The sequence below is a fragment of the Streptomyces sp. JLBJ103 genome (assembly GCF_058215575.1).
Genome location: NZ_CM177089.1, coordinates 5120140 through 5137200, shown reverse-complemented (window position 1 = coordinate 5137200; position 17061 = coordinate 5120140). Strand labels below are relative to the sequence as shown.

At 71.2% G+C, this 17061-nt stretch carries 16 protein-coding genes, 1 tRNA gene and 1 pseudogene; 9 read left to right on the top strand and 9 right to left on the bottom strand.

What is annotated here, in order from left to right:
* Positions 1 to 251: 251 nt before the first annotated feature.
* From AC4BEG_RS22670 to AC4BEG_RS22655, 4 genes are all read right to left on the bottom strand, one after another.
* The gene (locus tag AC4BEG_RS22670; protein WP_490701579.1) at positions 252 to 1646 is read right to left on the bottom strand and encodes a Cys-Gln thioester bond-forming surface protein; all 1395 of its coding nucleotides are present in this window, start codon (positions 1644 to 1646) and stop codon (positions 252 to 254) included.
* 208 nt (positions 1647 to 1854) lie between these two features.
* Positions 1855 to 2358: a single-stranded DNA-binding protein gene (locus AC4BEG_RS22665; RefSeq protein WP_490707164.1), complete on the bottom strand. Its 504-nt coding sequence runs from the start codon at positions 2356 to 2358 to the stop codon at positions 1855 to 1857.
* Positions 2359 to 2669: 311 nt separating this feature from the next.
* Entirely contained in the window at positions 2670 to 4712 is a 2043-nt protein-coding gene (locus AC4BEG_RS22660; RefSeq protein ID WP_490701578.1) for a GTPase, read from the bottom strand.
* 6 nt (positions 4713 to 4718) lie between these two features.
* Positions 4719 to 6329, bottom strand: coding sequence for a dynamin family protein (locus tag AC4BEG_RS22655; protein WP_490707163.1), 1611 nt, complete (start codon positions 6327 to 6329; stop codon positions 4719 to 4721).
* A gap of 382 nt (positions 6330 to 6711) precedes the next feature.
* Here AC4BEG_RS22655 and AC4BEG_RS22650 point away from each other — a divergent pair.
* A tRNA-Arg gene (locus AC4BEG_RS22650) sits at positions 6712 to 6784 on the top strand.
* A 279-nt stretch (positions 6785 to 7063) separates the two neighbouring features.
* Here AC4BEG_RS22650 and AC4BEG_RS22645 read toward each other — a convergent pair.
* From AC4BEG_RS22645 to AC4BEG_RS22635, 3 genes and pseudogenes are all read right to left on the bottom strand, one after another.
* Positions 7064 to 7228 (bottom strand): annotated as a pseudogene (locus AC4BEG_RS22645) (IS1380 family transposase); the annotation flags it as partial.
* A 134-nt stretch (positions 7229 to 7362) separates the two neighbouring features.
* Complete coding sequence (locus tag AC4BEG_RS22640; RefSeq protein WP_490701577.1) at positions 7363 to 7701, bottom strand: GNAT family N-acetyltransferase; 339 nt, start codon at positions 7699 to 7701, stop codon at positions 7363 to 7365.
* A 35-nt stretch (positions 7702 to 7736) separates the two neighbouring features.
* Entirely contained in the window at positions 7737 to 8726 is a 990-nt protein-coding gene (locus AC4BEG_RS22635) for a pirin family protein (RefSeq protein ID WP_490701576.1), read from the bottom strand.
* A gap of 121 nt (positions 8727 to 8847) precedes the next feature.
* Between AC4BEG_RS22635 and AC4BEG_RS22630 the strand changes: the two genes are divergently transcribed.
* The 3 genes from AC4BEG_RS22630 (at position 8848) to AC4BEG_RS22620 (ending at position 11522) form a co-directional block, all read left to right on the top strand.
* A complete protein-coding gene (locus tag AC4BEG_RS22630) occupies positions 8848 to 9387 on the top strand; it encodes a carboxymuconolactone decarboxylase family protein (protein WP_490701575.1) in 540 nt (179 codons plus the stop codon).
* Positions 9388 to 9604: 217 nt separating this feature from the next.
* Positions 9605 to 10783, top strand: a complete 1179-nt coding sequence (locus AC4BEG_RS22625; protein WP_490701574.1) for a low temperature requirement protein A — start codon at positions 9605 to 9607, stop codon at positions 10781 to 10783.
* A gap of 244 nt (positions 10784 to 11027) precedes the next feature.
* Positions 11028 to 11522, top strand: a complete 495-nt coding sequence (locus tag AC4BEG_RS22620) for a hypothetical protein (RefSeq protein WP_490701573.1) — start codon at positions 11028 to 11030, stop codon at positions 11520 to 11522.
* Positions 11523 to 11540: 18 nt separating this feature from the next.
* Here the strand turns inward: AC4BEG_RS22620 and AC4BEG_RS22615 are convergent, their stop codons facing one another.
* On the bottom strand, positions 11541 to 12539 hold the full coding sequence (locus AC4BEG_RS22615; protein WP_490707162.1) for a zinc-binding alcohol dehydrogenase family protein: 999 nt from the start codon (positions 12537 to 12539) through the stop codon (positions 11541 to 11543).
* Positions 12540 to 12788: 249 nt separating this feature from the next.
* On the opposite strand from AC4BEG_RS22615, the gene AC4BEG_RS22610 reads away from it, so the two are divergent.
* The 4 genes from AC4BEG_RS22610 to crcB (AC4BEG_RS22595) all read left to right on the top strand — a co-directional run bounded on the left by AC4BEG_RS22610 (position 12789) and on the right by crcB (AC4BEG_RS22595) (position 15172).
* The gene (locus tag AC4BEG_RS22610) at positions 12789 to 13826 is read left to right on the top strand and encodes a polyprenyl synthetase family protein (protein ID WP_490701572.1); all 1038 of its coding nucleotides are present in this window, start codon (positions 12789 to 12791) and stop codon (positions 13824 to 13826) included.
* A gap of 109 nt (positions 13827 to 13935) precedes the next feature.
* Positions 13936 to 14436 (top strand): fluoride efflux transporter CrcB, encoded by a 501-nt coding sequence (gene crcB / locus AC4BEG_RS22605; protein ID WP_490701571.1) that lies wholly within the window; start codon positions 13936 to 13938, stop codon positions 14434 to 14436.
* Positions 14433 to 14801, top strand: coding sequence for a DUF190 domain-containing protein (locus AC4BEG_RS22600; RefSeq protein WP_490701570.1), 369 nt, complete (start codon positions 14433 to 14435; stop codon positions 14799 to 14801). The genes crcB (AC4BEG_RS22605) and AC4BEG_RS22600 overlap by 4 nt, the downstream gene beginning before the upstream one ends.
* Positions 14798 to 15172 carry a fluoride efflux transporter CrcB gene (gene crcB / locus AC4BEG_RS22595; RefSeq protein ID WP_490701569.1) on the top strand — a complete coding sequence of 125 codons (375 nt, stop codon included), beginning with the start codon at positions 14798 to 14800 and terminating at the stop codon, positions 15170 to 15172. The genes AC4BEG_RS22600 and crcB (AC4BEG_RS22595) overlap by 4 nt, the downstream gene beginning before the upstream one ends.
* 54 nt (positions 15173 to 15226) lie before the next feature.
* Here crcB (AC4BEG_RS22595) and AC4BEG_RS22590 read toward each other — a convergent pair whose 3' ends face one another.
* Positions 15227 to 16210, bottom strand: a complete 984-nt coding sequence (locus AC4BEG_RS22590) for a LysR family transcriptional regulator (RefSeq protein WP_490701568.1) — start codon at positions 16208 to 16210, stop codon at positions 15227 to 15229.
* Between the two features lie 82 nt (positions 16211 to 16292).
* Here AC4BEG_RS22590 and AC4BEG_RS22585 point away from each other — a divergent pair, with 82 nt between their 5' ends.
* A complete protein-coding gene (locus AC4BEG_RS22585; protein ID WP_490701567.1) occupies positions 16293 to 17060 on the top strand; it encodes a succinate dehydrogenase in 768 nt (255 codons plus the stop codon).
* Position 17061: the final 1 nt, after the last annotated feature.

The following is a 17061-nucleotide window of genomic DNA, read 5'->3' as shown; positions in this document are numbered from 1 at the left end:
CGTCCGGCAGTCTGGTAGGTATCGAGGTGCGGCCCCGCCGCGTGGTCCTTGGGCGGCTCCCACCGCGGGAGGGCAGATACACCCCATCTTGCCGTACGCCAAGCCCGAGGCGGAAACCGGTTGTCCGCCGCCCGCGTGCGAAGGGCCGGAGTCCCCGTGGAACTCCGGCCCTTCGCCGTGCCATCACTGTGAGTCGCCGGCGATCACGCCCATCGGGCGCGGTGCGCCGGCGACCGAGGGTGACGCGGAGGTCACTCGCCCGTGGACGCCTTCTTCTTGCGGACGAAGAAGATCGCGCCGCCACCGATCACGACGAATGCCACGGCGATGCCCGCGATCACCGGAGTGTTGCTGCTGCTACCGGTCTCGGCGAGGTCGCCACCGCCGGTGCTGCCGCTGCTGCTGCCACCGGCCGACGCCGGGCTCGGCTTCGAGGGGGTGTCGTCGCTGCCGCCGCTGCTGGAGGTCTTGCAGTCCAGGACGCCGGAGAAGGTCTTCTTGAAGCCGTTCGGACCCTTGATGGTGAAGGTGTAGCTCTGGTCCTCCTTCACCGGGGCGGTGACGGTCTTCGACTGGCCCGCCTCGATCGTGTACTTCTGGCCCAGCAGCTCGAAGGTGAACGCCTGGTCGCCCTTGTTGGTCGCGGTGATGTCCACGCCGCCCTTGGCGCAGTTCTTCTCGGCGGAGACCGCCGGGATCGCGCCCTTCTTCGCCCAGTTCGCGGTGGCGGTGGCGGTGACGGTGCTCTCGCTGGAGCCCGCGAGTATCTGCGTCTGGCTCTTGGTGGCACTGGCGAACGCACGGCCGACCGGAACCTTGGTGGCGGCCTGGGCGGTCAGCGTGGCGGTGCCGTCGGCGGCGCCCTTCGGAACGTCGAAGTACACCTCGCCGTTGTTGGCGGCGCTGGTGATCTTCTTACCGCTCTTGTCGACGAGCTTGACGCGGGAAGCGGAGGACTCGATGCCCGGGGTGAGGGTGACGCTGTCCGCGTTGGTGCGGACCTTGACCGGACCGAGCCGGTCACCGGCCTTGCCGGAGACGGCGGGCGGGTCCAGGGTCAGCGACGCCTTGGGCTCCTGGAGGTTCTGAGCGCTCTTCTGGAGGTAGTCGGCCAGCTTCTCGGCCGCCGGGTCGACCGCCTCGACATCCGCCTTGTCGGAGAAGCGCCAGATGGCGACCTGCGTGCCCGCGGCGGCCGTCTTCTCGCTGAGCGGGCCGGACTTCGCCTTCTTCGCCAGCTCGGAGAGGTCGTTCACCTGCGGATAGGAGTTCTGGAGAACCCAATTGATCTTGCCCGCGTCGGGGTTGCTCGCCAGCGAGGTGGCACTCCAGGACTTCTCTTCGTACTTCGCCTTGTCCTGCGTCGGGTTGTGCAGGTCGATGCAGTACGTCTGGATGGTGCCGCCGTTGTCGACCGCCATCTCGAAGAGCCCGGCGCCGACGCGCTGGTCCTTGCCACCATCGTGAATGACGGCCTTGTCGAAGGTCTTGAGACCGCTCAGCGTGGCGGTGGCGCCACCCTGGTTCGGGACCGGGTCATCCGCGGCGGCGGTACCGGCAGCGGCTATCACACCTACCGCGACCAGACCGGACGCCAGCAGGGCGGCGCCCAGGCGGGCCGAGCCCCGCCTCTTTACAGCAATCATGGTTTTCCCTTCGGGCGAGCGCCAGTCGGTGGGTGCGCCTCGCCAGCGAACTCAAAACTCAGGAACCCCCGTTGGGCACTCAGGGATCTTAGGGAGAAAGAAACCACTCGACCCCCGCCTGTACCTGGACCCCACCGATCCGAATCGGAATTGTTATCTCCGCCTGACGACCCGGTATGACCTGGGATTATCGACAAATCATCGACAATCAGGGGGAAGTTACCCTGCTCGGTACACTGAGCAGAGGTTTGGCCTGCGAGACCCGTCGAAAGGCTGACGTACCGCGTGAAAGGTCATGGCCCACGGCGACCGCGTCGATCTCCGCGGTGATCCAGCGAGTGGCCCCTCCAGCGCCACTTCCGCCCGTGCCCCCCATCCCCCCACGCTTCTCCTCTTCCTGAGGCGACGGAACCCCCCGCTCCGCCCTTTCTCTTCTCATCCGGTCCTGTGACTGGTCCCGCACCTGGTCCCGTTCTCTCTCCCGCAGCCGCAAGGTGCCGTGGACAAGGAGCGGTTCACCCAGCGATACCGAACCCGCCACGTTCGCCGCGAGCGACCGCCAGGTCCAGACCGTGTAGAAGCTCGTATACGCGTCCGCCCAGGTCTCACGCCTGCGGTCCCAGCGGCGCACCGTCACCGCCAGCCGGAAGCGGGCCACCGCGACCCCCGCCGCCGTCTCCCGGAAATCCGGCCGTGTCGCGGCATTGCCCACCACGGTCACCCAGCTCTCATTCACCGGTCACGCCTCCCCCGTCATCTCGCGGACCGTCGTCACGCGGCGCCGCCGTGCTGCTTGGTCCTCATGCTGCACGCGTTCGCGAGATCCCGCCGGGCCCTGTGCACGACCCCCAGGCTGTGGACAACTCGGTGCCCCGGCCGGGTGAACCCCCCGGCGGACTCGGCCGCTTCAGCGTTCCGTCGGGCTCCCGCGGCGCTCGATCAGCTCGGGCGCCACTCGATCAACCAACTCCCGCACCGCTCCCGCAACTCCCCCACCACCACGTCAGCTCCGGAACCGCCCCGTCAGCTCCCACCCGCCGCGATGACGTACTGCGCCCGCACCTCCCGGTACCGCGCCAGCTCCGCTCCCACCGGCTCCAGCACCCGCGCCCGGCCGCATGTGACCGCAGCCTGGCGCCGCCGCGCCTCCGCCAGCTGCCCGTACCGCCGTGCCGGACCCCGCGCCACCACCCCGCACCCCCACGCCAGCCCCGCGCTGACCGCCACCGCCCCCGAGAGCAGCATCCCGGGCACCCACCACTCCCGACCGCCGAACAGCCCCGACACGATCCCCACCAGCCATACGAGCGCCACCACTTGCACCAGCAACAGCGCCACCTGCGCCGACGCCACCACCGACCACCACCCGGGGCGCACCGGGCGGCGTCCCCACGAAACGGACGCCACCGCCTCGTCGATCGCGTCCGGCAGCCCTCTGCCGCCCCACCCCGCCGCCTCCCGCACCGCCTGGGCCCAGGGGCCGGGCAGCCCCGCCGTCGCCTCGTCCGCCAGCGTCCGTACCGCCTCCTCCACCGCGGGCCGGGCCGTGACCGCCTCCACCGCCGCCGCCTTCGCCCGCGCCCCCGGGATCTCCCTGGCGTCCTCCACCCGCCGCCCCGTCGACCGCGCGGTGCCCGTCGACCCCGTGGACCGCCCCAGGGAGCCCTGCGCACTCCGGGCGCCCCGCGCTCCCCACGGCCCGCGCTGGGCGACCCGTCCCCAGGGCGTTCCGCACGCCCACTCCGCATCCCGCAGCCAGGCGCGCTCGGCCGCCTGCCCGGCCGCCGCCGCGCCCGCGGCCTCGGCGAGCCGGTCCTCGAACTCCGTCCGCGCCCGTTCGCTGAACCCGATCGAACCGCCGTCCGCGACGTACTGCGGTCGCAGCCGCGCGGTCGCGCCGTCCACATCGGCGGCGAGCCGCCGCTCCGCGGCCCCGCACTCGGCCGCGAGCCGCCCCAGCATGTCCCTCAGCTCGCCGACGCCCTCCCCGGTCAGCGCGGACAGCGCCAGTACGGCGGCCCCCGGCTCCCCGTGCTCGCCGAGCGCAAGCCCGTCCTCGTCCAGCAGCCGCCGCAGATCGTCCAGCACCTGGTCGGCGGCGTCGCCCGGGAGCCGGTCGACCTGATTGAGCACCACGAAGGTCACTTCGGCGTATCCGGCCAGTGGCCGCAGATAGCGCTCATGGAGCACCGCGTCCGCGTACTTCTCCGGATCCACCACCCACACCACCGCGTCCACCAGCCCCAGCAGCCGGTCCACCCGCTCCCGGTGCCCCGCGGCGGCCGAGTCGTGATCGGGCAGATCGAGCAGTACCAGCCCGCGCAGCGCCGGGTCGTACGGATAGGCCGGGCGGCGCCGGTCGGCCATCGGGATGCCGAGCCGGTCCAGCAGGCCGTCGGCGTGGTCGGTCCAGGCGCAGGCCAGCGGGGCGGCGGTGGTCGGGCGGCGGATCCCGGCCTCCGAGAGCTGCGTCCCGGCCAGGGCATTGAACAGAGTGGACTTGCCGCTTCCGGTGGCTCCCGCGAGAGCGATGACGGTGTGGCCGAGCGGATGCCTTCCCCGTGCGTCGGCCTCGTCCAGCACCCGTCCGGCCCCGGCCAGTGTGCGCCCGTCCAGCCGGGTGCGGGACAGTCCGACGAGCTGCCGCAGGGCCTCCAGACGCGGCCGCAGGGCGCCCGTGACGAAGCCGCGCGCGCCGGGCCCGTACGGGCTGTACGAGGGGCTGCCGTACGCTCCCCGCCCGCCTGCCGTACGGGCGTCCCCTGGCACACGCGAGCCGAACCCCGTCCCCGGCCCCATGCCCCCCGTCGCGCCGCCCGCGGCCCGGTCCGGTCCGCCGCCGTCCCCGGCGCGCCCGTCCTCCCCCCACAGGTCCCCAGAACCCGCGACGTCGTCCCTCCCGTCCCTCCCGTCCCCCAGGTCCGCCGCCTCCGCGCCCGCGCCCCCGCGCGCCGCGCTCCCCTCGGCCCGCCGCTGGGCGCGCCGGGCGATGAGGCCGTCGTCCCAGGTCTGGCACGGCCGGTCGGCCGCGGGGTGGTCCGCTCCGTGGCCCTCAGTGGCGGTCACCTTCGGTCACCTCTCCTTCTGTAGTACGGACAGCGCGGCGATCAGCTGGACCTGGTGGTCCGGCGTCACATCCAGGGTGTCCAGGGGCGCCAGCCGCCGGTCGCGCTCCGCCTCCAGGGCGCGGGTGACACAGCCGTCGAGCAACTGCCCGCCGCGGTCGCCCAGGTTCAGCGCCCCGTGGGCGCCCAGGGTCTCCGCCAGCCGCTCGCCCGCCGTACGGGCGCGACGGCCCCCCAGCAGGGACGCCATCAGCAGGGCGGCGACCTCGTCGGGGGCGCATCGGCCGCCGCCCTCGGCGACCCGCGTGCGCACCTCCTCCTCGGCCAGTTCCTCGACGCACCGCCGCCAGTGGCGCACGGCCACGCCGATCCGCTCCCCCGCGCCGCGTGGGTCGCACGGCGCGAGCCCGGCCCGCGCCACCGGATCCCGCTTCCCGGTCTCCGCGACCCGCTCGTCGGCGGCGGCCGCCGCGCTGCGCAGCAGGGTCGCCAGGGAGTCGGCGAGGGCGCGGAGCAGTTCCTCGGGGGTGCTGTCGTGCGGCAGTCCGTGCCAGTGGGTGAGCGCGCCGCCCGCGAGCGCCGCGCCTCCGGCGATCTCCCGCCGCACGCGCTCGAGCGCCTCCCCGTACGCCCCCTCGACCCGCTGGACCAGCCGTACCGCCGCCGCGTGCTGGGCGGCGGCCGCACCGGCCAGCGCGGGCATCCGGGAACGTAGTGAGGCGAGCACCCCGGCGGCCGTACGAGCGGCCGCCACGCTCCGGGCGTGCGGGTCCTGGGCGTGCTGGGTGAGCCAGGACCGCAGCGCGGCGACGGCGGTGGCGGGCAGCAGCCCGCTGCCCCCGCCCGCGGACTCGGGCAGCTCGGGGATGGTGAAACGCGGCACATCGCCGAGTCCGGCGGCCGTGAGGAGGGCCGCGTACTGCCCCGACACCTCCGCGGCGAGCTGGTGGGGCACCCGATCGAGCACGGTGACGAGGGTGACGTCGTACTCCTTCGCGGTACGCAGCAGATGCCAGGGGACGGCATCGGCGTAGCGGGTGGCGGTGGTGACCAACACCCAGATGTCGGCGGCGCAGATCAGCTCGGCGGCCAGATCGCGGTTCCGGGCGACGAGGGAGTCGATGTCGGGCGCGTCGAGCAGCGCGAGCCCGCGCGCGAGCTCCGGATCCGTCTCGATCCGCAGCGCCCGCGTGCCCTCCTGGCCCCGGTCCTCGTCGTCGTACGCCCCCTCCGCCCGCTCGCCCTGTGCCGGTACCCACACCCGGGTGAGCTGCGGCAGCACCCGCTGCCCGGCGAACCAGGGGCGGTCGTCCGGGTGGCACACCAGCACCGGCGTACGGGTGGTGGGGCGCAGCACCCCGGCCTCGGTGACCCGGCGGCCGACCAGCGAATTGACGAGCGTGGACTTCCCCGCCCCGGTGGACCCCCCGATCACCGCCAGCAGGGGCGCTTCGGGGGCACGCAACCGGGGCACGAGGTAGTCGTCCAGTTGGGCGAGCAGCTCGGCGCGGCTGCGACGCGCGCGGTCGGCACCGGGAAGGGGGAGCGGAAACCGTGCGGCGTCAACGCGATCACGCAGTGCGGTCAACGCGTCGAGCAGCCGGGGCCGTACGTCCAAGATCGCCACGTGGTGAAGAATGCCCGTTTTTGATGTCTTTTTGAAGCGTATGCTCACTCGTGCGCGTCAAAGAGACCCACCCGGATCACCCCAGAAGGGGCACGAGGCGGGCGGGGCGACTGGGACCCAGGCATAACGAGTAGACAACACCCGCCCGATGAGGCGTGAAAAACGATGCGAGTTTCGGACCTGCCTGCGATTATCAGACCGCTTCACCGAACCTCCACAACGTGCCACGGAGGTGAAGCAACCGGGGCGAGGCGCAGGGAGCCCTATCCTTGTTCCCGGCAAGGTCACGGTCCGCCGAGCCCGGCCACCCGCACCACGGCCGCACCGACGGCATCGCGGGCACCGGGGGCTCGCTGTTCCATGACCACCACCGGCCCCCGTAGCTCAGTGGATAGAGCAGGCGCCTTCTAAGCGCTTGGCCGCAGGTTCGAGTCCTGCCGGGGGCGCAAAAAGGTGCCTCACCTGCGGAAACGTTGGTGAGGCTCTTCTGTGTCCGGAAGCACGCCGCTCGTGGGTCAAGCGCTTTTGACCGCCCACGACCAGGGTTCGTGGAGAGCCCGGACACGTTCCTCCGCCCGAGCAGCGGGGCGGGCTCACCCAGCCACCGCGCTTGGGACAGCGTTCACAGGCGTGCATTCTCGAGGGATTGATTGTTGGGGGTGATGCCCGTGCGCCATTGTCGGGCACGTGAGTGCTGAGGACCTGCCGCGAGCATCAGGGTCGCGAACATGCTCGCGGATGTGAGCCCGAGCCGTACGGATTGCGGCCAGGACCCGCTTCCCGCCTGCCGCGAGCGTGTCGATCAGCCGGGAGACCGTGGGGTCGGAGGCAACCGGCCCGAACACGGACGGCTCGGCCCGCAGCATGCCGATGTCGGCCAGGCAGTCCCCTGCTTCTCCACCTGGGAAGTGCTTCTTTCCTCGCAGCCAACCGGACTCTCGACAAGCCCTATCGTTGCAGGGTCAGGAGCGCTTCTCGCGTTTCTGATCAGCCCTCGGACAGTCCACCTCGTGGAAGCGCGAGGTCAGGGCAGCTCGCCCCTGAGCCACTGAAGGATCACAGGGGTCACGGGGTCGGTGATGTCGGCGAACTCGTTGTGCTTCTTGAGGTACTTGGCCACGTAGGGGCAGACAGGAACAATGCGCTTACCGCTCTCGCGTACGTCGGTCAGGGCCGCGGTGACGAGAACCGAGGCCAGGCCCTGCCCGGCAAAGGCGTCGTCGATTTCCGTGTGGTAAAAGACCCGCTGTCCGTCCCGGTCGCGGTAGACGGTGAAGCCTGCGGTCGCGCCGTCCACCTTGATGGCGTACCGGTGCTTTGCATCGATTCGCTCCACGACGGGAGCGGAGGCGTTTTGTGTCATGGCGTGTCCTTCAACTGGTTGTGGCAGCGGGTGGTTCAATGCCGCGACGGGTTCCCGCGCGGCTGGATGGTGGCGTTCGGCAGGGTGGGCGCCGGGAGTCGGTCACCGGTGTATCCGTGGACGACGCCGAAGCGTTCGGAAGCGCTCTCCCAGTCCTCGCGGGCCTTGATGATGTCCTCGTGGCTGCGGCCGATGAAGTTCCACCACATGACGATCTCCTCCTCGAACGGTGTGCCGCCGAGCAGCAGCAGCCGTGCCGTGTCATCGGAGGTATTGGTGAGCGTCAAGGTGTCGGTACCGGGGCCGATGTAGCCCAACTCTGCCCTGAGTACGGGGGTTTCGCCCAGGCGGATGCTCCCCTGGTCGACCAGAACGCCGTGCTCGAAGCCGGTGTCCACGGCGAGCGTGACTCTCGCGTGCGAATCGAGGAGGAGCTCGGCGCCGAGCAGGGGGGTGAAGGTCCGGACCGGGGAGACATTCCCGGTGAGCGCTCCGAGGAAGACCCTGGCCTCGCCCCCGTCCAGACGGATGGGCTCGGGAACGTAGTGCTGGAAGTCGCGGTCCGCGTGTCGGTGTTCCTTGGGCAGCGCCACCCACAGTTGGGCGCCGTGCAGAATCGTGGTCCGCGGGGTCGAGACCTCCGTGTGGCTGATGCCGCGCCCGCCCGTCATGAGGTTGAGCTCGCCAGGACGCACCAAAGCGTGACTGCCCAGGCTGTCGCGATGCTCGATCTCCCCGCTGAAAAGCCAGGACACCGTCTGCAGCCCTGTGTGGGGGTGGGGTGCAACATCCATGCCGCCTGTCTCGGCGACGTTGTCAGGGCCGTAGTGGTCGGCGAAGCACCAGGCGCCGATCAGGGTGCGGTTCCGCTGCGGCAGGGTGCGCCGCACCGTCATCGCCCGCGGGCCGCCCAACGGCACCTCGCGCGCGGACAGCACCTCGACCTTCGACATGCCGTCGCCATGTCCGTCATTCACCGAAGCCGCACAGCGCACCTCGGCCGGCTCCGTCTCAGCGTTGCTCACTGCTGGTCACCTCCAACACGGAACTTGTTTTATATTCAACTACCATGCTTGGATCTTAGGACACCACCGTCCGAAGCGCACGGCAAGGCGGGCGAACCGTCACAGCCAGAAGGAGGCCGTAGTGAGCGACGCGACGATACCGCCGGACAATCGGCGGATCTTCATCGACAAGCAGTCCCCCAAGCCCTACCGCGCCCTGGTCCAGACCTCCGAGGCGGTCCGCTCGACTGCCGCCGACGCGGGCCTGGACCGCACGCTCGTGGAACTGATCAACCTCCGCGTCTCGCAGCTCAACGGCTGCGCCTACTGCCTCGACGTACACACCAGGGCGGCGCTCCGCGCGGGCGAGTCCACGCAGCGCCTCGGGGTGCTGGCGGCCTGGCGGGACGCGGAGATGTTCACACTGCGGGAACGCGCGGCACTCGCTCTGGCGGAGGCGACCACTGATCCCGTGAACGCCGCCGTGCAGGAGGCCGCCTACGACGCGGCCTGCCAGGTGTTCACCGATGATGAGATCTCCGCGGTGATCTGGGTGGCGATCACGATCAACGCCTTCAACCGAGTCTCCACTCTGAGCAAGCACCCGGTACGCGGGGCACCCGGAATGCCGACCACGGGCGACTGGCGCTCTCCCGCACCGGCGCCGAACGGGAAAAGTTGACCGACTCCACTACTTTGGGAGAGATGTTGCGCGCGGCGGTCACTCTTGGACTGGACGGGCTCACCCTTTGCTGCGGTCATCATGAGCCATTCAGCATGGGTGCGCTCCCCGGCTCAGCCTGTTCTCCACGACGTCGCTGCGGGCGGAGCGACGTGGAGGCGATGGCGTGAGTCAAGGTCAAGGGGCGAAGGGAAAGCGTGGCCTGCGGGTCGAGCCCATGGTCGAGCAGAGCGCTGCTACCACGCTGGAGCTCTTCTTCGACTTGGTCTTCGTCTTCGCTCTCACGCAGATCACGAAGCTCATCTCCTCAGACCTGACCGGCATCGGAGTGTTCCACGGTTTCCTCGTCCTTGCGATCGTCTGGTGGTGCTGGGTGGACTACTCCTGGCTGGCCAACGTTGTCAAGGCCGACGAGGGCGTGACCCGGGCAGCGATGCTCGCCGCTATGGCGGCGATGTTCATCATCGCCTTGGTGATCCCCGAAGCGTTCACCGACCTGCCCGGTGGTCTGAGCGGGCCGACGGTCTTCGCATGCGCTTACCTTGTGCTGCGTGCAGTTCATGTCGCGCAATTCGTTGTTGCCAGTCGCGATGATTCGCATCTGCGACGGCAAGTGCTCTTGTTCGCGGCGACCATGGTCGGCTCGACAGCTCTGCTCCTTGCCGCCAGCTCCATGGACGGGGCCGCGCAGACCGTGCTGTGGTGCGCGGTCGTAGTCGTCGACTACGGGGGAACACTGGCCATCGGCAACCAAGGTTGGCGAGTCAATTCCGCGAAGCACTTCGCGGAACGCCACGGTCTGATCGTGATCATCGGCCTGGGTGAATCGATCGTCGCCGTTGGCGCTGGCGTAGCGCACCTCCCGATCTCATGGCCGATCATCCTGGCCGCGGTGCTCGGACTGTCCCTGTCGGCAAGCCTGTGGTGGGCATACTTCGACACGACAGCACTACGCGCAGAGCACGCACTGACGCAGGCCCGAGGCCACCACCGTTCCGCGATGGCACAAACGGCCTACACCTACCTCCACCTGCCGATCATCGGAGGCATCGCGTTGGTCGCGCTCGGCATGGGGCATGTTCTTGAATACGTCGGCGGACACGGACACCACGACCTCTCCGACCCGCTGAAAGGCATCCCCTTGGCCGCGCTCCTCGGCGGCGCGGCGCTTTACCTCCTCGCCGGCGCCGCTTTCGGAAAGCGAACCTACGGCGAATTCAAAACAGTCAGGGCAGTCCTTGCAGCGGTACTTCTTGCCTTGTACCCAGCAGTCTCCCTGCTCCCCGCAATCGGCGCGCTGGCCACCGTGACCGTCCTGTTGGCCGGACTGAATCTCTACGAGACCCTTCACCACCGCCCTCTGCGCCACTCGGTCCGTCACGGGCACCATGTCTGAACGCCGGTCATGAGAACGAGGAAGAGGATCGCAGCGGGTGCGGAACCACCAGCCCTCGCTTGTGGCTCCTGCCGGGGGCGCACCGAGCACACGCTGTCCACGCCCTCCCTCCGGGAGGGCGTTTCTCCTGGTCGGGTGCACATGAGCGAGTGCCGCGTAGCGTGGGCGTAAGCGTGGGCCGTGTGCGGTCGGCGCGGCCGGCCAACTCCTGAGAGGGCGCGTGATGTTCCACTGCCGTTTGGAGATGCCGTCCCCCCGCTACGCGGACAGTGGTTCCACCCCCGTGTGGGAGAACGTCGGCCACACCTACGACTGCCTGGTCATGGAGGGGTGCAGACAGCTCGAGGACACCGACTGCCGGTTTGTCATCGGGGGGTTCGGGCAGCGGTGCTGGCGGTTCGACGTCGGCTACGACATGTCGTCCCTGGTCGAGCAGTTGCCGGAGCTGCTGTCCTCGGTGGCCGGCGGAGCAGCGGTGACCGTCGATCTGTATCCGCAGGGCATCGAGCGCGCCCTGACCTTCGTACCGCGCGACGGCGACCAGGTCGAGATCGTCTGTGTCTCCCGCACTCCCTGGGTGCCCGATCCGGCACGGGAGACCGTGGGGCGGGCCGAGCTGATGGAGATGCTGCGGCGGCTTGCGGTGGACTTCGCGCGGGCGCTGGATCTGGTCGTGCCCGACATCGCCCGGCTGGAGCCGTTCTCCTCATGGCGGTCGGGCGTGGTGGTGCCCTGCTGACGCGGTCGTGGTGACCCGCTACAGCGGGGTGTGCGGCATGGTCAGGACCGCGACGCCGGTCACCCGGTCCGCCGCGAGGTCGTCCAGGGCGGCGTCCGCGCGGTCGAAGGGGTACGGGGTGATGGTGGCGCGGATGCGGTGGGCGGACGCCGCGGCCAGGAACTCCCGGCCGTCCTCACGGGTGTTGGCCGTGACGCTGCGCAGGGTGCGTTCGCGGAAGAGGTGGCGCTCGTAGTTCAGGGGCGGGATGTCGGAGAGGTAGATTCCCGCGACGCTGAGGGTGCCGCCGCTGTCCAGCGCCTCCAGAGCCACCGGCACCAGCTCGCCCACCGGTGCGAAGAGGATGGCCGCGTCGAGCGGCTCGGGCGGCCGGTCTGCGGCGTCGCCCGCGGAGGCGGCGCCGAGCTCGAGGGCGAGGGCGCGGGCCTCGGCCGAGCGGGTGAGCACATGGACGACGGCGCCCTGGGCGATGGCCACCTGGGCGGTGAGGTGCGCCGAACCGCCGAAGCCGTAGATGCCGAGGCGGCCGCCCGGCGGGAGGTCCGCCCGGCGCAGGGCGCGATAGCCGATGATCCCGGCGCACAGCAGCGGGGCCAGTTCCTCGTCCGCGTATCCGGCGGGCAGGTCGTAGGCGTACGCGGCCGGCACGGTGACGTACTCGGCGTAGCCCCCGTCCGCGTCCCAGCCGGTGTACTCGGACGAGGGGCACAGGTTCTCCTGGCCACGGCGGCAGTACACGCAGCGGCCGCAGGTGCGGCGCAGCCAGGGGACGCCCACCAGGGTGCCGAGCCGCCGTCCCCCGGCCTCCGGGCCCGCCGCGACCACCTCGCCGACCACCTCGTGGCCGGGGACGACGGGGCTGCGGTGCGGTGGCAGATCGCCGTCCCGCACATGCAGATCGGTACGGCACACCCCGCACGCCCGCACGCGGACCAGCAGTTCGTCGTCGGCGGGCCGGGGCACCGGCAGCTCCGCCCGGTCGATCCGGCCGGGGGTGCGGACCACCCAGGCGCGCATGGTCGGGGGGATGTCAGCGTTCGTGGCAGCCGTCACGGGTCACAACGTAGCGCCGTGGTGGTGGGTCCGGCGGTCAGGGCGCGCCCGTCCGGCCGCCGGGCGAACCGTGCCAGGAAGGTGCCAGGAGCTTCCGCCGACGGCGGTGCGGGCCGCCCTGTCCCCGGCTCCGCGCGCCGCGCCGGCCCGCCCCGTGGCACCTTCCTGACACACACCGCGATTCCGGCGTATTCCTCGCTTAGTGTCCGCAGCATGGTCGCGTCGTTCGCCCACACCGCGCGCGGTGGTTTCCTGGCCGGGGAGTTGGCCGCCCGCGAACCCGCTCTCACCGTCCGCCTCCAGCACGGTCTGGGCGCCGCGGAGGAGCGGCTGCGAGGGTTCGCCGCCGAGGCCGAGGATCCCTATGTCGCCCGGATCGTCGGACATCTCATCGGCACCGGTGGCAAGCGGCTGCGCCCGCTGCTGGCGCTGGTCGGCGCGGAGTTCGGGGAGCGGGATCCGGGCATCGCGGTGGACGCCGCCGCACTCGCGGAGCTGGTGCACGTCGCCTCGCTCTACCACGACGACGTCATGGACCAGGCCCGCACCCGGCGCGGGGCGCCGAGCGCCAACGCGATGTGGGGCAACTCGGTGGCCGTGCTGGCGGGCAACTGGCTGCTGGCGAAGGCCGCCCGGGTCGCGGCGGAGCTCGGCCCGGAGATCCTCCAGCTCCAGGCCAGGGTCACCAACCGGCTGGTGACGGGGCAGATACGGGAGCTGACGGGCGCCTCGACCGGTGAGGACGCGCTCTCGCACTACTTCGCGGTGGTCGCCGGGAAGTCCGCCTCGCTCATCGCGATGGCGTTGCAGAGCGGTGCGATACGGACGGGCGCGCCCGAGACCACCGTGCAGGCGCTCGCGACGTACGGCGAACACCTCGGCACCGCCTTCCAGATCGCCGATGACATCCTCGACATCACCGCCGCGTCCGACGTCTCCGGTAAGGAGCAGGGCAAGGATCTGGCCGTCGGCGTCGCCAGCCTCCCGGTGCTGCTCGCCCTGGCCGACGAGGGCCCCGGGGCGGAGGAGCTGCGGGAGCTGCTCACGGCCGCCGGGCGCGGGCAGGAGGGCGCCGCGGTGGTGCCGAGGGCCGTGGCCCTGCTGCGCGACGGCGGTGCGCTGGCGGAGGCGGAGGCGATGATGCGGACCCGGATGCTGCGGGCGCGGAGTGCTCTGGACAGACTGCCGGAGGGGGCCGCGACCCGGATGCTGTACGCGCTGTGCGATGTGGTGGCGGACCGCGACCACTGAGCCGCGCGCGCCATGCGAGCCACGCGGGCCATGCGAGCCGCCTGACCCGTAGGAGCCACGGGATCCGCCGGTCCGGCCGCCGATCGCCCGACCACGTACGCTGAGCCCTATGGGCAGCTCATGGTCTCAGGGGGTGACGGACGAGCCCCTCGACCCCGACACCGCAACCCCCGCGCCCGCCGGGCCCGGTGTGTGGCGCGGTCAGGGTGCGGTGGTGGGCGCGGTGGCGGTCGGCGGCGGGATCGGAGCGACCGCGCGCTACGGCGCGTCGCTGCTGTGGCCGACCCCGGCGGCCGCGTTTCCCTGGACGACCCTGCTGGTGAACACCGTCGGATGCGCCCTCATCGGCGTCCTGCTGGTGCTGGTGGACGAGGTGTGGGGGGCGCACCGGCTGCTCCGGCCGTTCTTCGGGACCGGGGTGCTGGGCGGGTTCACCACCTTCTCCACGTACGCCGTGGACTTCAAGCGCCTGTTCGACGAGGGCCGTGCCCCGACCGGGCTGCTCTATCTGGCCGGGACGCTGCTGGCCGCGATGACGGCCGTCTGGGCGGGGGTCATGGCGACCCGGCGCGCGCTGGCCTTCGGCGGATACGGCCGGGGGCCGCGATGAGCACGCCGTCCGCACCGGGCAACGGCCCCGGGCCGGTGGCCAACGGGCTGCGGCTGACCGTCTTCGTCGGCGAGCGCGACACCTGGCACCACCGCCCGCTGTTCGCCGAGATCGTGCACCGCGCCCACCGCGCGGGGCTCGCGGGGGCGAGTGTGTTCCGCGGGGTGGAGGGCTATGGCTCCTCCTCGATGGTGCACACCTCACGGCTGCTGTCGCTCGGCGAGGATCTGCCCATGGCCGTGGTGATCGTCGATACGGAGGAACGGGTGCGGTCCTTCCTGCCCGGCCTGGAGGAGATCGCGGGTGACGCCCTGATGATCGTGGACCCGGTCGAGATCGTCGGCCGCCGAGGGCAGGCCCGGTGAACTGGCTGCTGGTGGTGGTCGGGGGGATGGCCGGGGCCCCACTGCGCTATCTGACCGACCGTGCGGTGCAGTCCCGGCACGACGCGATGTTCCCCTGGGGCACGTTCACGGTGAATGTCATGGGCTCTCTGGTGCTGGGGCTGCTGACCGGCGCGGCGGCCGCCGGGGCCGCCTCCTCACAGCTCCAACTGCTGCTGGGCACCGGGCTGTGCGGGGCGCTCACCACGTACTCGACCTTCTCGTACGAGACGCTGCGGCTGGCCGAGGACGGTGCGTGGCTGTTCGCCGCCGCCAATGTGACCGGGAGTGTGGTGGCGGGGGTGGGCGCCGCTTTCGCGGGCGCTGGGCTGGCCGAGGCGGTCTGGGGCTGAGCCGCGGCCGACCCCGGGGCCCGGGGCCCAGTGCGGAGATCGGCAGGACAGGGCCTAACCGTCCGCGCCGCGCCGCACCGCCGTATCGCCGTCCGCCGCCGCCCGGGACAGCAGTGTGGTGCTCGGCGGCAGGCCCTCGCCCTCACCCGCCCCCGCCGTACGCAGATGTTCCAGCAGCACCCGGCGCAGCTCCCGCGCGGCGCGGGGCGGTGCGACGTCCTTGCGGTGCGCCACGGCGATGGTGCGGCGCATCCGGTGGCCCGCGAACGGGGTGATCCGCAAGCCGGACCGCTCGGCCACCATCCCCGGCAGCACGGCGATGCCGAGCCCGGCGCGGACGAAGCCGAGCACCGCGTCCATCTCACCGCCCTCGACGGAGAACGTGGGCTCGAACCCGGCCGCGCGGCATGCCGCCGTGGTGAACTCCCGTAGGTCGTACCCGCGCCGGAACATCGCCAGGGGCTGGTCCCGTAGGTCCTCCACCCGGATCCGGCGGCGCCGGGTGGGCGGCGGCCCAGCGGGCGAGGAGGCCACCACCAGCTCCTCGCGCAGCAGCTCGGTGGCGGCCAGGGCGGGGGCCTGGCCCGCCAGCGGGGTGATGATCAGGGCGAGGTCCAGCTCGCCGGCGGCCAGGCTGCGCACCAGGTCCTGCGATCCGCCCTCGTCCACGAACAGCTCGATCCCGGGGAACGCGTCGTGGAAGCGGCGCAGCACATCGGGGACGAGGCTGGCGCACAGGCTGGGCGGGGCGCCGAGCCGTACCCGGCCGCGCCGGAGCTGGGCGACCTCCTGGACCTCCCGGTGCGCGGTCTCGGTGTCGGCGAGGATCTGGCGGGCCAGCGGAAGCAGTGCCTCCCCCGCGTCGGTGAGCGCGATATTGCCGCGGGCGCGGTGGAACAGCTCGGCCCCCAGCTCCCGTTCCAGCGTTTTGATCTGCTGGGAGAGCGAGGGCTGGGCGACATGGAGAAGCTCGGCGGCGCGGGTGAAGTGGCGGGTGTCCGCGACGGTGGCGAAATAGCGGAGCTGCTGGAGTCGCACGCAGCAATGATAGTCGGCACCTATGGAAACCAGCCATAGCATGTCTTGGACTAATCGCCAAGGGCTGCCTAGCGTCGATGTCATGGCACTGGCGACAGGCACGGACGCGGACCCCAAACGGCCCGGCCATCAGCGAAAGCCTCCGGGACGGCCGCAACGGAAGGCGCCTCGGAAGCCGTCCCTCATCGGCTCCGTCTGGCGCTCGACCGTGGGCAAGAAGGCGGTGATGGCCGTCACCGGGCTGATCATGCTGGCCTATCTGGTGGCCCATATGTACGCCAACCTGAAGATCTTCCTCGGGCCCGACGATCTGAACGGCTACGCCCACTGGCTGCGCACCCTCGGCGAACCGTTCCTCCCCCATGAGGGGTTCGTATGGCTGGCCCGGGTGGCACTGCTGACCGCCGTAGTGCTGCACGCGGTGTCCGCGGCGCAGCTCAGCCGCCGGGACAGGGCGGCCCGGCCGAGCGGCTATGCCCATCGGCGGCAGCGGGCGAGCTATGCCACCCGCACCATGCGCTGGGGCGGGGTGATCCTCGGGCTGTTCATCGTCTGGCACATCCTGGACCTCACCACGCTCACGGTGAACGAGCGGGCCGAGCCCGGCCACCCCTACGAGAACGTCGTGGCGTCCTTCTCCACCTGGTACGGCAACACCATCTACATCACGGCGATGCTCGCCCTCGGTCTGCACGTCCGGCACGGCTTCTGGAGCGCCGCCCAGACCCTCGGCGCGGGGCGGCCGCGCCGCGACAAGGCCCTGAAGATGGCCGCGAATGCCCTGGCCGCTTTGTTGACCTGCGGCTTCATCGCCGTCCCTGTGGGTGTGATGAGTGGAGTGGTGAGCTGAA

Excerpts from the sequence above, each read along its gene's own strand:
- AC4BEG_RS22670 (WP_490701579.1), bottom strand. The coding sequence starts at position 1,646 with ATGATTGCTGTAAAGAGGCGGGGCTCGGCCCGCCTGGGCGCCGCCCTG.
- AC4BEG_RS22640 (WP_490701577.1), bottom strand. The coding sequence starts at position 7,701 with ATGACACAAAACGCCTCCGCTCCCGTCGTGGAGCGAATCGATGCAAAG.
- AC4BEG_RS22625 (WP_490701574.1), top strand. The coding sequence starts at position 9,605 with ATGGTCGAGCAGAGCGCTGCTACCACGCTGGAGCTCTTCTTCGACTTG.
- AC4BEG_RS22620 (WP_490701573.1), top strand. The coding sequence starts at position 11,028 with ATGCCGTCCCCCCGCTACGCGGACAGTGGTTCCACCCCCGTGTGGGAG.
- AC4BEG_RS22615 (WP_490707162.1), bottom strand. The coding sequence starts at position 12,539 with ATGCGCGCCTGGGTGGTCCGCACCCCCGGCCGGATCGACCGGGCGGAG.
- AC4BEG_RS22610 (WP_490701572.1), top strand. The coding sequence starts at position 12,789 with ATGGTCGCGTCGTTCGCCCACACCGCGCGCGGTGGTTTCCTGGCCGGG.
- crcB (WP_490701571.1), top strand. The coding sequence starts at position 13,936 with ATGGGCAGCTCATGGTCTCAGGGGGTGACGGACGAGCCCCTCGACCCC.
- AC4BEG_RS22600 (WP_490701570.1), top strand. The coding sequence starts at position 14,433 with ATGAGCACGCCGTCCGCACCGGGCAACGGCCCCGGGCCGGTGGCCAAC.
- AC4BEG_RS22585 (WP_490701567.1), top strand. The coding sequence starts at position 16,293 with ATGGCACTGGCGACAGGCACGGACGCGGACCCCAAACGGCCCGGCCAT.